Source organism: Chryseobacterium indologenes, from assembly GCF_018362995.1.
GTDB classification, from domain to species: domain Bacteria; phylum Bacteroidota; class Bacteroidia; order Flavobacteriales; family Weeksellaceae; genus Chryseobacterium; species Chryseobacterium indologenes_G.
On the sequence record NZ_CP074372.1, the window covers coordinates 4425214 to 4439205 of the forward strand.

The 13992-nt window shown below is 37.3% G+C and carries 16 protein-coding genes; 6 read left to right on the forward strand and 10 right to left on the reverse strand.

The genetic code is table 11. The annotated features are described in order from the left end of the window. The first annotated feature begins 17 nt into the window (after positions 1-17). Together DYR29_RS20125 and DYR29_RS20130 are read left to right on the forward strand one after the other, a co-directional pair. Positions 18-2087, forward strand: coding sequence for a TonB-dependent receptor plug domain-containing protein (locus DYR29_RS20125; RefSeq protein ID WP_213278249.1), 2070 nt, complete (start codon positions 18-20; stop codon positions 2085-2087). Then, positions 2084-2545, forward strand: coding sequence for a thioredoxin fold domain-containing protein (locus tag DYR29_RS20130; RefSeq protein WP_213278250.1), 462 nt, complete (start codon positions 2084-2086; stop codon positions 2543-2545). Before DYR29_RS20125 ends, DYR29_RS20130 begins: the two co-directional genes overlap by 4 nt. Before the next feature lie 204 nt (positions 2546-2749). On the opposite strand, the gene DYR29_RS20135 is transcribed toward DYR29_RS20130, so the two are convergent. Together DYR29_RS20135 and DYR29_RS20140 are read right to left on the reverse strand one after the other, a co-directional pair. Then, positions 2750-3220 carry a cupin domain-containing protein gene (locus DYR29_RS20135; RefSeq protein ID WP_213278251.1) on the reverse strand — a complete coding sequence of 157 codons (471 nt, stop codon included), beginning with the start codon at positions 3218-3220 and terminating at the stop codon, positions 2750-2752. Positions 3221-3223: 3 nt separating this feature from the next. Further along, positions 3224-4213, reverse strand: coding sequence for an NADP-dependent oxidoreductase (locus DYR29_RS20140; RefSeq protein ID WP_213278252.1), 990 nt, complete (start codon positions 4211-4213; stop codon positions 3224-3226). A gap of 92 nt (positions 4214-4305) precedes the next feature. Between DYR29_RS20140 and DYR29_RS20145 the strand changes: the two genes are divergently transcribed. Beyond that, positions 4306-4683 (forward strand): winged helix-turn-helix transcriptional regulator, encoded by a 378-nt coding sequence (locus tag DYR29_RS20145; protein WP_142719300.1) that lies wholly within the window; start codon positions 4306-4308, stop codon positions 4681-4683. 306 nt (positions 4684-4989) lie between these two features. On the opposite strand, the gene DYR29_RS20150 is transcribed toward DYR29_RS20145, so the two are convergent. The 4 genes from DYR29_RS20150 to DYR29_RS20165 all read right to left on the reverse strand — a co-directional run bounded on the left by DYR29_RS20150 (position 4990) and on the right by DYR29_RS20165 (position 8806). Further along, a complete protein-coding gene (locus tag DYR29_RS20150) occupies positions 4990-5844 on the reverse strand; it encodes a glycine betaine ABC transporter substrate-binding protein (RefSeq protein WP_213278253.1) in 855 nt (284 codons plus the stop codon). Position 5845: 1 nt separating this feature from the next. After that, positions 5846-6673 carry an ABC transporter permease gene (locus tag DYR29_RS20155; protein WP_047424380.1) on the reverse strand — a complete coding sequence of 276 codons (828 nt, stop codon included), beginning with the start codon at positions 6671-6673 and terminating at the stop codon, positions 5846-5848. Position 6674: 1 nt separating this feature from the next. After that, positions 6675-7925, reverse strand: coding sequence for a quaternary amine ABC transporter ATP-binding protein (locus DYR29_RS20160; RefSeq protein ID WP_213278254.1), 1251 nt, complete (start codon positions 7923-7925; stop codon positions 6675-6677). A gap of 515 nt (positions 7926-8440) precedes the next feature. Then, on the reverse strand, positions 8441-8806 hold the full coding sequence (locus DYR29_RS20165; protein WP_047429381.1) for a DUF1304 domain-containing protein: 366 nt from the start codon (positions 8804-8806) through the stop codon (positions 8441-8443). A gap of 63 nt (positions 8807-8869) precedes the next feature. Here DYR29_RS20165 and DYR29_RS20170 point away from each other — a divergent pair, with 63 nt between their 5' ends. From DYR29_RS20170 to DYR29_RS20180, 3 genes are all read left to right on the forward strand, one after another. After that, complete coding sequence (locus DYR29_RS20170; protein WP_213278255.1) at positions 8870-9442, forward strand: Crp/Fnr family transcriptional regulator; 573 nt, start codon at positions 8870-8872, stop codon at positions 9440-9442. 63 nt (positions 9443-9505) lie between these two features. Next, positions 9506-9937 (forward strand): DoxX family protein, encoded by a 432-nt coding sequence (locus DYR29_RS20175; protein ID WP_249413546.1) that lies wholly within the window; start codon positions 9506-9508, stop codon positions 9935-9937. Between the two features lie 8 nt (positions 9938-9945). Further along, positions 9946-10389 carry a carboxymuconolactone decarboxylase family protein gene (locus DYR29_RS20180; RefSeq protein ID WP_213278257.1) on the forward strand — a complete coding sequence of 148 codons (444 nt, stop codon included), beginning with the start codon at positions 9946-9948 and terminating at the stop codon, positions 10387-10389. A 217-nt stretch (positions 10390-10606) separates the two neighbouring features. Here the strand turns inward: DYR29_RS20180 and DYR29_RS20185 are convergent, their stop codons facing one another. The 4 genes from DYR29_RS20185 to DYR29_RS20200 all read right to left on the reverse strand — a co-directional run bounded on the left by DYR29_RS20185 (position 10607) and on the right by DYR29_RS20200 (position 13991). Next, a complete protein-coding gene (locus DYR29_RS20185) occupies positions 10607-11575 on the reverse strand; it encodes a cyclase family protein (protein ID WP_213278258.1) in 969 nt (322 codons plus the stop codon). A 219-nt stretch (positions 11576-11794) separates the two neighbouring features. After that, positions 11795-12778 (reverse strand): aldo/keto reductase, encoded by a 984-nt coding sequence (locus DYR29_RS20190; RefSeq protein ID WP_213278259.1) that lies wholly within the window; start codon positions 12776-12778, stop codon positions 11795-11797. Positions 12779-12948: 170 nt separating this feature from the next. Next, positions 12949-13701, reverse strand: a complete 753-nt coding sequence (locus tag DYR29_RS20195; protein ID WP_213278260.1) for a type 1 glutamine amidotransferase domain-containing protein — start codon at positions 13699-13701, stop codon at positions 12949-12951. A gap of 2 nt (positions 13702-13703) precedes the next feature. Then, a complete protein-coding gene (locus tag DYR29_RS20200) occupies positions 13704-13991 on the reverse strand; it encodes a putative quinol monooxygenase (protein ID WP_213278261.1) in 288 nt (95 codons plus the stop codon). Position 13992 lies beyond the last annotated feature (1 nt).

A 13992-nucleotide genomic window follows, 5' to 3' on the forward strand; every position in this document is an offset into this window, starting at 1 on the left:
CTAACAATTTTAATTTCATGAAGCGAATACTATTTTCTATTACTTTTTTATCATCATACTGTTTTGCACAGGAAACAGACAGCTTAAGTTTGCAGGCCAATAAAAACCTGGATTCTGCCAGAGTTACCAGAAAAGAAATTAAGACAAGTACCATTGAAGATGTAGTGGTTACCGGAACCATAAAACCTATGAGCAGATCCAAAAGTCCCGTGGCAGTAGAGATCTACAGCCAGAAATTTTTCCAGAAAAATCCCACTCAAAGTATTTTTGAAGCTATTGCTATGGTAAATGGAGTAAAACCTCAGCTGAACTGTTCTGTGTGTAATACAGGAGATATCCATATCAATGGATTGGAAGGACCTTACACCATGATTCTGATTGACGGAATGCCTATTGTAAGTTCACTTTCCACAGTATACGGATTGAGTGGAATTCCGAATAGTCTGGTGGATAGGATAGAGGTGGTAAAAGGTCCTGCATCGTCCATCTATGGTTCTGAAGCGATGGGTGGGGTTATTAATATTATCACTAAAAATGCTTTGACAGCTCCTAAATTGAGTGTTGATATGATGACCAGCACATGGAGTGAAAATAATCTGGATCTTTCCACGAAATTTAATGTAGGAAAGAATGCCGCTTCATTATTAAGCTTAAATTATTTCAGCTTTCAGGAAAGAATAGATCAGAATAAAGATAATTTTACAGATGCCACTTTACAGAGCAGAATTTCAGTTTTTAACAAATGGAATTTTAAAAGAAAGGAAAACAGACAGGCGAGTTTTGCAATGAGATACCTGTATGAAGACCGTTTCGGGGGAGAAATGCAGTGGAACAAATCTTACCGTGGCAGTGATCAGGTGTACGGAGAAAGTATTTATACCAACAGGGCAGAGGTTTTCGGATTGTACGAATGGCCCATGAAGGAGCATATTGTAACTCAGTTTTCCTACAACTACCATGATCAGAATTCATTTTATGGATCTAATCCTTTTAATGCCACGCAAAAGGTAGCTTTTGTACAAACATATTGGGACAGAAGTTTTGGGAAACATGATATTACTGCCGGTCTTACTTTCAAAAGAACTTTTTACGACGACAACACTCCGGGAACATTAGCTGCAGATGGCATCACGAATGCTCCGATGAAATCTCCGATCTGGGGAGCGTTTGTCCAGGATCAGTGGGAAATTAATGATAAAAATACCTTGTTGCTGGGATACCGATATGATTATGATAAAGTGCATCATTCCGTACATTCGCCGAGGTTCGCGTGGAAATTTTCACCCAATCCGTATCATACGCTGCGTTTCAATTTTGGAACAGGTTTCAGAGTGGTTAATTTATTTACGGAAGATCACGCTGCATTAACAGGTTCAAGAGAAGTTGTGGTAAAATCAGATCTTAAGCCGGAAAGATCGGTGAACGGAAACCTGAATTATATATGGAAAATTCCTGTAGGAAACCGAATGGTGAATCTTGATGCTTCTGCATTCTATACCTATTTCAGTAATAAAATTGTGGGAGATTTTGATTCCGATCCTGATAAAATTATTTATGATAATCTTCACGGATATGGAATTTCAAGAGGAGCTTCCCTGAACGTTGATTTTGCATTTCAGTTTCCGCTGAGTGTCAATTTGGGAGTAACTTATCTTGATGTATATCAGAAATTTGATAATGAAAATCAAAAAACACAGCAGCTGCATGCTCCAAAGTGGAGTGGAACGTATAACCTGACCTATAAATTTCCGAACAATCTGACGGTAGATTTTACCGGACAGTTTTATGGACCGATGCGACTTCCTATTTTAGTGAATGACTACCGCCCGGAATATTCACCATTCTATTCATTGGCTAATATTCAGGTGTCCAAGACATTTAAATCAGGATTTGAAGTGTACTGCGGAATTAAGAATTTATTCAACTTTACCCCTAAAGATCCTTTGATGAGACCGTTTGATCCATTTGATAAACATGTTGATGATCCAGTCAATAATCCCAATCATTACACTTTTGATACGGCATACGGTTATGCTCCAATGCAGCGTATCAGAGGTTTCCTGGGAGTAAAATATACTTTGAAATGAAAAAAATAGCTTTATTTTTAATGTTAGTGCCCTGTTTTTATCTGTCTCAGATGAAGACAGGCACTTTTTCTGATCTTGAGGTACAGCAGAAAGAAAACCCTAAGCCGGTTGTTATTCACCTTTATACAGACTGGTGTGCGGTCTGTAAAATTGAATCTTACCGTTTGAGTAAAGATAAAGAGCTGATGAGTATGATGAATGATCATTTCTATTTTGTAAATTTTGAGGCAGAGAAAACAAAGGAGAAAATTCATTTCCAGGATCAGGATTTTGAATATCTGCAGAATGGAAATTCAGGAATTCATGAATTAGCACTTGCTTTGTCAAAGAATAAAAATCAGCCCGTTTATCCTTTATGGGTATTCCTGGATAAGGATCAGAATCTGGTGTATTATCAGGAAGGGCAGATGACGCCTGAAAAAATGAAGGAGAAACTATTGGAAATTTCTGCTTTGTAAATCGGGAGATTTTTGTTGGGAAACGCAAAGGCGCAAAGTTTTTTCTTTTATTATGCTGTAAGTCGCAAGGATTTTATCTGTGATAAAATTGTATATTCCTAATACTATATACATTAAATCCTTACTGAAAATCTTTGATTTTTTGCGCCTAAAACAGCATCATATTTATTTTCTTTGTGCCTTTGCGTTTTCCAACAAAATAAATTAAATATTAGCATCTATCAGCACAGCCAGCTGAACACACGGCTCATCAGAACGGTTGCTCCACGCATGATTGGTTCCCCGCTGAATGACAATATCGCCCGGTTTCAGAAGCGTTTCTCCTTCTTCCATAATCAGATAGAGTTCACCGGAAAGGATAATGATATAGTCCAGTGTCGGAGTTTGTTGCATCATCGGATGAGGTTCATTCTTTTTCCACTCAACCCCTAAATCTTTATCAGGCGGAACCACTACATACCGGAAGTAAGTGCCGTTTTTGGGAGTTTGTGGAAATCCGATGTTAGGAATTCTGGTTTCAAATTCCAGGCTTGCTGGCATTGTCTGTGTATTCCACACGTCCGAAATGATCAGTCCAGGAAAATGTTCCACTGCATTTTCTACCTGCTGGTCTTCTACAATGATCGATTTCCCGTTTTTAATTCCTGTTACGATCCGTCTTGGTATTTTGTTCATAAGTTAGTGTTTCATGATAAGTTTATGACCTTGTGTCTGATTGTTTTTTAATAGAGAATGCGCCTGCAGAACGGTGTCCAGAGAAAGATTTCCTATGAGTTTATACTGTGGAGGAAGAATCGTTTCGTTTTCAATGAGCTTTTTTATTTCAAGTAAGCTGTTCTTGTAATACTCATATTTTTTGATCATTCCGTAAGTATAATTGGAGATATTCATAATCAAAGTTCCTTTGTTGAATAATTCTTCATGAGCATCCTTAGTGACTAAAGCTGTTACGTCTACGTAAGTTCCATTAATTTTTAAAACTTTAGCAGTCACTTCTGACATATAATTTCCTACGAGATCGATTCCATATTCAAAAGGTTGATCATTATTGGCTTTTAAAATATTTTCAATAAGGTTTTCATCTCTGTAATTAATGATCTGATGACTTTTTAATCCTAAATTAAGAAGCATCTGCCGGTTTTCTTCACTGCCAACGGTTGCTGTGATCTGCCGGATATTATGGGCCAATAAAAGTTTGATCAAAAATGAACCAACGCCTCCGGCTGCACCTGTTACAAGAGCTGTATTTTCCGGATTTAACTTCAGACGGTTAAAGATCTGTAAAGAGGTAAGTCCTGCGGAAGGAATGGAAGCCGCCTGTTCAAATGAGATATTCTTAGGTTTAAAAGACACAATAGCTTCAGGTACGGCAATATATTCTGCGTAAGTACCGTTGCTTCCCATAGAGCCGCTGCCGCAATAGACCTCATCACCAATATTGAACTGTGTAACTTCGGGACCTTTGTCAACAATGATTCCTGATAGTTCTCTCCCTAATATGGGTGAACTGATCAGTTTACGTTCAAGTTCATTTTCCAGCATCTGGTAATCTATAGGATTGAAACCACTGGCTTTAATCTGGATTAAAACCTCATTATCTTTAGGTTTTGGCTGTTCAGTAAAGCTGTCTTCCAGCTTTCCGTTTTTATTTAAAATAACTGCTTTCATTATTGTTAATTTGATACACAAATGTAAAGAGGGAATAGTTTATATTTGCTACTAGTTAACTAATGGTAACTAGTTACCTTCATGAAACTATTATGGCAAAAATTACTGAAAACGGCATCGAAAGAGAAGCCAGCTGTACGGAAGAATTGTTCGCAATGCGGGACAGTCTGGATGTTTTAGGAGGAAAATGGAAACTGATGATTTTACGATATCTGACAAACAGACCGGATCAAATGATCCATTTTAAAAAGCTGGAACGCGGTATTGAAGGAATATCCGCCAAAATGCTGAGCAAAGAATTAAAAGAACTGGAAACAAATCTTCTGATCACAAGAACCATTCAGGACACGAAACCTATCACGGTAACGTATGCAGTAACCGAATACGGGAAGTCTGTATTTCCGGTGACTGAAACATTGGTAAACTGGGGAATAATTCATCGGGAGAAAATCAAAGAATCAATGGGATAACTATAAAATATTGGAAACGCAAACACGCAAGATTTTTCCTTTAAATATGCCTTAAGGCGCAAGGATTTTATCTTTGATAAAATTTAATTCTGTTGAATTTTAACTGAAACAAACTTGCTGAAAATCTCCCATTGAGCGAAGTCGAAATGTTCTTGCGCCTTAAAGCAGTATGTTATTAAATTTCTTTGCGCCTTTGCGATTACTAATAATATAGCTTCATAGAGAAAAAATCAACTAATCTATGTCGATAAAAAAATCCTCAAACCCATGCAGAGTTGAGGATTTTAAATAATACCAAATTGTTTATTAATTTTTATCTAGCCAGGACTGTACAAGTTCAGAATGATCTTTCACCCATTCTTTGGCAGTAGCTTCTTTATTTTTACTCTGTTCCATTTTCATTAAAAGATCAGACATGTTTTCATCATCAAAATGAAGTCTGGAAAAGAATCTGGCCAGTTCCGGATGGTCTTTACCAAAGCTTTTTCTGGAATAGGTTTTAATCTGTTCTGCTTCTCCATATATCTTTTTGGGATCATCAAGAAACTTAAGCTTCATCTTTCCAAACATCCAGTGAGGCTGCCATCCGGTTACCACAATCCATTCTTTTCGTTGTATGGCATTCTGCAATTCGGTGATCATGGCAATGGTAGAGGAGTTGATCTGTTGATAATCCAGTTTATAGTCAATAATTGCTTTGTCAGTTCCGGTGGTTAATCCCGCTCCTTTTTCAATTCCAATAATTCTGTGATTGAATTGATCTTTATATTGATTAAGTTCTTCAATAGAGCTAACAGGAACATACTCCGGTACGACCAATCCTATACGGCCGTTGTCATAATTGGTTCCAAGATGAGTCAGTCCCGGAAATTTAGCAAGCTTTTTGGCATGAGTGTAAGGAAGCCAGACTCCCATGAAAAGATCTGTATCTTCATTATTCATCGAAGCCAGAATCATATCCGTAGAGGCTTTTTGAATAATAACGTGATATCCTTGTTCGTCCAGAATAGCTTTAGCAATATGCGTCATGGCCACATCTTCCGCCCAGCCGTCTACCATTCCGATGGTAATATATTTAGAGTTTTTTATGTTTTCACACGAACTTAATGCTGTAAATATTAACATTAAAACGGGAAAAAACAGATATTTTAATTGTTTCATCTTATTGCTTTTTCTTTACAAATCCCTGGGTAATACGATCCAGGATAATGGCTAAAATCACAACGGATAATCCGCTTTCAAATCCTAATCCGATGTCCAGGTTATTAATTCCTTCCAGTACTTTTTCACCTAAACCACCTGCAGCAATCATTCCTGCGATCACCACCATGGATAAGGATAACAGTATGGTTTGATTGATCCCTGTTAAGATCGTTTTCATTGCTAAAGGAAGCTCCACTTTAAACAGAATCTGTCGGTTGGTTGCTCCAAAAGCTCTGGCTGCTTCCACAATGTCTTTCGGAACGGCTTCAATTCCCAACGCTGTTAATCGTACCGCGGGCGGCATGGCAAAAATGATGGTTGCAAAAGCACCGGGCACTTTACCAATACTGAAAAACAATACAGCAGGAATCAGGTAGACAAATGCAGGCATTGTCTGCATTAAATCTAGTAAAGGACGAATGATTTTGTCAGCTATTTTACTTTTAGCAGCCAAAATTCCCAGAGGGATAGAAAGGATAAGGGCAGTAATGGTGGACACAAAAATAAGTGCCAGCGTTTCCATAGTTTCTTTCCATAATCCCATTAAAAATATTAAGCTTAATCCGGCTGCAGTTACCACAGCAATACCTTTTCCGGCTTTCCATAATGCCAGCAGGGTAAAAAAGAGAATGATTACATAAAAAGGAGTGTTTGTTAATACCCATTCAATCCCCATGATAGAGGAGTTTCCTACATGTTTTATAACATCAAATACAGGTTTTCCATTTTCTGTGAGCCAATTGATTGCAGTTTCTACATATTGACCTATATCTATAGTTTTATTCATCTTATTGGTTGTTTGCGATTTCTTTTAATTCAATAATTTCTTCTTCGTTAAACTTGGTCGCTTCTATGACAAGAGATAACTGGGTGACAAGACCTAAAAATTTGTTGTCTTCATCAATCACTGCGATGGCTGATTTACTTCCAGAAATTAACGGCAGCATTTCTTCTACCGTAACTTCAGGATAAACCGAAGGAACATTACTGTTGATAATTGATTCTACAGTTGGTTCTTTCTTTCTGGCAATGCGGACCACATCGTTAAGGGTAACAAAGCCCAGAAATTTATTTTGAAAATCTACCACAGGTAAGTTTTCTAATCCGGTAGCTCTCATTTTTCTTAAAGCTCCTTCCGGACCGTCTTTTCTGAATCTTACCACCGTAGCTTTGTCAAACATCAGAGATCTGGCAGTGATAATTGTTTTACGGTCTACTTTCTCTACGAAAGCTTTCACATAGTCGCTGGCAGGATTGGTTAAAATATCTTCTGCTGTTCCTATTTGTTCTATGACACCATCTTTCATAATGACGATACGGTCCCCGATTTTAATGGCCTCATCCAGGTCATGGGTAATAAAAACAATGGTTTTTTGTAAAGTATTCTGCAGTTCAAGCATCTGATCCTGCATTTCAGATTTTATCAAAGGGTCCAGTGCGGAGAAAGCCTCATCCATAAGCAGTACTTCAGGATCGTTTGCCAAAGCTCTTGCTAATCCAACTCTCTGTTGCATTCCTCCTGAAAGTTGGGAAGGATATTGATTTTCGAAACCATTTAAGCCAACAATATCTAATGCTTTCTGTGCTTTTTCATCGCGGGAAGCTTTACTTTCTCCTCTGATTTCCAGCCCGAAACCTGCATTGTCTAAAATCGTATGATGAGGCAGCAATCCGAATTTCTGAAACACCATACTCATTTCCGTTCTTCTCACTTCCAAAAGTTCCTTGTTGTTTTTACCGGTAATATCATCGTCATTGATGTATACTTTTCCTGAGGTGGGCTCATTCAGTCTGTTTAGACAGCGCAGTAATGTGGATTTTCCACTTCCTGATAGTCCCATGATGACAAAGAATTCTCCTTCATAGATCTCAAAACTGGCTTTATTGATTCCTATGGTGCAGCCTGTTTTTTCAAGAATTTCCTTTTTGGAAAAGCCTTTGTCTAAAAGTTCCTGAGCTTTTTCTTTGTTTTTGCCAAAAATAATAGTCAGATCTTCCACTTTAAGTTTTACTTTTCTACTGTTTTCATTTTTTTCCATATTCAGAATTTTTGAATTAATAAATGATATAAAAAACTGTACACCAATTCATTATATACGTTTAGCTTTAGTTGTTCTGCTGATGAGGTTAGGATAAAATAATTTGCTAAGCTTTTAATGATAAAAGCCTTAACAAAAAAAATAATGCATAAGAACCATGAGGCCTTATGTTTATTTTAAATATTTCAATAGATTATACTCTAGAAAAAGAGTGTATTATGTAAAAAGAAATTAATCTCTTACATAGATTCTACAATTAAATTACTGATGAGGTAATTAAAGATATGTGTACTGAACAACTTGAATGCCTACTTTGCATCAAAATGCAGGCCAGCATAAAAAAACGGTCTACCAATTTTTTATGACGGTGCAAATTTACGAATTTTATATTAAATGAATTTTTGTAACTGTAATGTGTTGATTTTCAATAGTGTTTTTAGATTGAGGTTTCATGACAATTTTCCCTTATCACCAAAGCTAAGAGAAGATTGACATTACCAGGATGATCCGGTCAATTACTTTAGTAATACTGCAATGATTGCTAGTATGGCAGGAAGCGCTTGTACGAAGAATATTTTTTTAGTGGCTGAAATTGCACCGTAAATTCCCGCTACAGCTACACATCCTAAAAAGAATAAAGCTACATTGGTCTGCCATTGCGGATCTTTAATCAAAAAAGACCAGATCAGTCCGGCAGCCAGAAAACCATTGTAAAGCCCCTGATTGGCAGCGAGTCCTTTGGTAGGCTTAAACATTTCTGCAGGTAAAGCAGCTTTGAAAACTTCTTTTCCTTTCGTTTCCCAGGCAAACATTTCCATCCAAAGAATATAAAGGTGTTCCAGTGCTACAACAGCGATCAGAATTTTAGCAACGATTTCCATAATAAATATTTTCTCATTGTAAAACTAAAAAAATAAAGTTAAGTTTGAGTATTAATTTGTACAATGGATCCATTCAAAGCACATTTACATAAATTTATTACCATAACTGATGAAGAATATGCATCTATTGTATCATTTTTCGAGGTATTGGATGTAAAAAAGAAGCAAAATCTGGTGCTGGAAGGAGAGATCTGCCGGACCATGTATTTTGTAGTGAAAGGATGTCTCAGAAAGTTCTTTATCAATGAAAAAGGTGTAGAGCAAACTACAGAATTTGCTATTGAAAACTGGTGGATTACCGATACATTTGCTTACGAAAGACAGATATCAACAGATTTTTCCATACAGGCAGTGGAACATTCTTCTATTCTGGTAATTGATCTTGAGCGCCAGGAAGAATTGTTGAAAAAACATCCCGTAATGGAACGGTATTTCCGTATGGTCTACCAAAGAGCGTATGCCGCTTCAGAGCGTAGAATCCGGTATTTGTATGAAATGTCCAGAGAAGAACTTTATATGCATTTCAGCACATTGTATCCATGGTTTATCCAAAGAATTCCTCAGTATCTTATTGCTTCCTTTTTGAATCTTACACCTGAATATCTGAGTGAAATCAGGGCCAAGTTACGATCTTAAACCAGTTTAAGATTTTTACGGATCATAAACCGGAAATTTGTCATGTTATTAAAAGCCAATACAATGACAGATATCAAAAATCAATTTCCGCAGCTATTTTTAAGACTTGCTCTTGCTGTAACCATGCTTTCTGCAGTGGCAGACCGATTTGGATTTTGGAGCAAAGAAAATTCATCATGGGGAAATATGGAGCGTTTTAAAGAATATACAAGACAGTTGACATTTTTTTTACCGGAAGCCTTAAGTACAGTTTCAGCCTATGCTGCTACCTTTTTAGAAATTCTTTTTTCTTTGATGCTGATCTTTGGATTTAAAACAAAGTTTGCAGCCTATGGAAGCAGTATTCTGCTGTTGATTTTTGCCGTATTCATGACCATTGCTTCAGGACCTAAAGCTCCACTCAACTATTCTGTATGGGTAGGAAGTGCCGCGGCTCTTTTACTGGCGGTTCAGCAACATTATTCTTTAAGTATAGATCAATTAACCAAAAAATAATACATATTATGAGCGCAAGATTAAATATTGCAACAGTAGATTCAGCAGCTTACAAAGCGATGATGGGATTAGAAGGATATTTACAGACCATTTCTTTAACTCACATTCAGAAGGAATTAATTAAAATCAGAGCTTCACAGATTAATAAATGTGCTTTTTGCCTTGATATGCACACCAAAGATGCCATCAAATATGGTGAAACTCTTCAAAGAATTTTTATTCTGAACGGATGGACGGAAGCAAAAGAATTCTTTACAGAAGAAGAGCAGGTACTTTTGGCAATGACAGAGGAAATTACGCTGATCAGCCAAAACGGATTAACTGAAGAGACCTTCCAAAAGGCAAAAAAATTCTTCGATGATAGCCAGATCGCTCAGATCATTATGGCTATTGTAACCATCAATGCATGGAACAGAATTGCAATAAGTACTCATCTTCCGATTGCAAAATAGCTAAGCCCGGGAGCGGAGAGATGAAGATGAAGTCAATGAAGCCTGCATAATTTACGGATATTTACTTTTTATAAAAACGGCCTTTCAAAAACTGAAAGGCCGTTTTAATGTAAAATTCAAAGTGACAATGTAACACAGTTTGGGTATTAATTCTAAAATAAATTCTAAGGCTAGCTTTATTTTTTAACTGGAATTACTTTGTTACTCTGTTTTTTAATTAATAAATCGCCACAGGATTTACATTCACCTGAGTAGAACCTACGTATAATGGCTGTCCCAGTACGAATAGAAATTCCCATACTTTTTGTTTCACCAATGGGCGACTGTCAATCAGTTCCAGGTTATAAATTCCTTTTTTCGCCAGCATAAACTGATTGATGGGGAATTCTTCTTTACTTTTCGGGTTAGGATAGACTTCAGAAGCCCATGTATCACCGCCAAAAGCTACGATTCCCTGATCGGCAAGCCATTTTGCGGCATCCATTCCGATGCCCGGTTCTGTTTCTAAAAACTGTTTGTTGTCTTTACCTATCAATTCAAGCCATCCGGTATTGAAGAGAATGATATCTCCTTTTCTTAGGGTAAGTCCCTGCTTCTTTAAAACGGATTTGATATCTTCTACCGTAAATTCTGTTCCGCCGGGTACTATTGATTTTCCATAATGAGCAGTCATATCAAGGACTACACCACGTGTAACGAATGGCGGTACTTTTTCAACGCCCAGTTTTTTTACGCCTTCTACGGTTACAAAATCAGTCGCTTTATTTCCGTTGTAGTAAGTATTATCAATACCAATGTGCCCGATACCGTTGAGCTGTGTTCCCACTCCGGTCCATCCGTTTACTAACTCGTCATTGAAGGTGAATTTATTAAGGCCTATGCTTTTTCCACCTTGTTCTCCCGGTTGAATATTATATAAACTGAAACTTCTGTGTCTGAAAGCAGGCAGGTTTTTATCAATAGGAACAGCAAGTGCTAATGTTTTGCCTTGTTTTACCAGTCCTAAAGCCTGTTTTACAACTTCAGGTGTTAATAGATTGGCTGCTCCAATCTCATCTTGCGCACCGTAAGCAGAAGGATACCATGATTTGTCTTCCGGATTGACGAGGGTTTGAGCACTTAAACTAATACTGTTAATAGTCAATAGAGTGGCTAACCCGAACATTTTGATCAGATTATTTTTCATTTTTTATAAGGTTTGAGGTTAAAAGAAAGGAAGCTGGAAGAGGGAAGGGGGAAGTTATATTAGTGTGTTATAATTAGCAGGTTTCTATTGCGCTATTCTGCATGTAATAAGAGATTCCTCCTTCGTCGGAATGACAGTTGAAGTTAAATTATAAACCGATCTATTGATTATCCGACATCAATAACTTCCATCTTCCAGCCTTCTTCTTCCAGCTTTATATTATATTTCGCTTAAAGCCGAATTGATGAAGCTCAATTCTTCCTGAGAAAGGTCAATAGACATAGCTTTTGCATTTTCGATGGCTTGCTGGGCATTTCTTGCTCCTGCCAGTACTACTGTGATTGCTGGCTGCAGCGTCGTCCATCTTAGTACCAGTTGAGATAGGCTGGCTCCTTTTTCCTGTGCAAGAGGTTCAATTTTTTCTAAGAAAGTTTTCACTTTATTCAAATCAAACTGGGAGAAATATCCGTTTCTGTGGTCGTTATCTTTTAATTGGTTTTCTTTGAAATATTTACCGGTTAAAAGACCTCTTTCCATAGGACTGTATACGATGATTCCTGAATTGTTTTCCAAAGAATAAGGAACAAGGTCGCTTTCAATGGCACGGTTCAGCATACTGTAAGAAACCTGGTTGCTGGCAAGTTGTAAAGTTCTGTTCGCTTCTTCCATTTGAGCTACGCTATAGTTACTTACCCCTGCAGCACGGATTTTTCCCTGTTGAATCAATAGTTCCATAGCTTCCATAGTCTCACAAATAGGAGTGGTGCTGTCTGGCCAGTGAAGTTGTAAAAGGTCGATATAATCTGTCCCTAATCTTTTTAAGCTTTCTTCAACTTCTTTGATGATGTTTTCTTTAGAAGCCAATTTATAAACAGGAAGAGTCTTTCCTTCGTCTTCTGCATCAAAGAAAAATTCTCCTTTTCCGTTATTGCTTCCGTCCCATACCAATCCGAATTTTGTTAAAAGCTGGATTTTTGAACGGTCTTTTCCTTTGATAGCTTCACCAATCATTTCTTCACTCAGTCCGAAACCATAAAAAGGCGCCGTGTCGATAGAAGTTACTCCGTGATCTAATGATGCATGAATAGAGTTGATAGAATCCTGCTTTTCATTGCCTCCCCACATATTTCCTCCGATAGCAAAGGCTCCGTGTGTGATTGTTGATAATTCTAAATCTGTATTTCCTAATTTTCTGTATTCCATTTTGTTTTAAAATTGTTATGTGTAAACCACCCCGTCAAAAATTCTTTGAATTTTCGCCACCCCTCCAGTGGAGGGGAATTCCCGTCATTTCAATGGTGAGACTTTTAAGAGCTTTTCTGATTTTAAAGAACTTAAAGTCTTTTGTGACTTTTGTGGTTAAAAATGATTTGTTATTTATTTAATTCTTTTAAAATAGCTTCTCCAACGCTCTTTGCAGATTGAGGATTCTGGCCTGTGATCACTCTCTGATCTGTAACTACGTGGTTTTGCCAAAGCCCTGATTTTTCAAATTGTGCGCCTCTTTCTTTCAGTTTGTTTTCCAGTAAGAAAGGAACAACATCTGTTAATTTTACTTCAGCTTCCTCTTCATTGGTAAAAGCATTGATTTTCTTTCCGTCTACAAGGTATTTCCCGTTATTCAGCTTGATATTCACCAATCCTGCCGGTCCGTGGCATACTCCTGCTACAATACCACCGTTTTCGTAGATTTTTGCAGCAATATCAGACAGCTCATTATTGTCTGCAAAATCCCACATTGCTCCGTGTCCTCCTGCATAAAAGATGGTTGAATACTCTTTCGGATTTACCTGTGACGGTGTCATAGAATGATCAATTTTGTTCTTGTATTCTTTGTTTTCCCAGAATTCTTTGTTTACAGGATCTTTCAAATCGAAACCATCTACCGGAGGAGTTCCGCCTTTCGGACTTACAAAGTCAATTTCGTATCCTGCTTTGTGAAGAACTTCCCATGGGTGAGAAACTTCTCCCAAATAATATCCTGTATCTTCACCAGTACTTCCTTTTTTATCGTGGCTGGTTACAACGAATAAGATTTTCTTTTTCATATTTTTTGATTTTTTGGTTTGTGCCTGTACGAATCCTATGGTAAAGACCGCAAGCATTAGAAATGCTAATTTTTTCATGATTAAATAATATTGGTGGTATAAATCTGTGGTTTTTCCTGTAGCTTTTCATCCACTAAAGCCCCGAAAGCCTGGATGTAAGCTTGCTGGTTGTGCTGATCCAGACCTTCTTTACTTTTCCAGACTTCGTAGAAAACAAATTCGTTTTTGTCTTCAATTCCCTGATGAAGGCTGTAAAGCTCACATGCTTCTTCTTTTCTTGTTTCTTTTACCATATTCTGAAGAACTTCCAATACTTCTGCCTGATGTTCTTCTTTGGCTTTTATAATTGCTGTAAGATGAATTTTCATA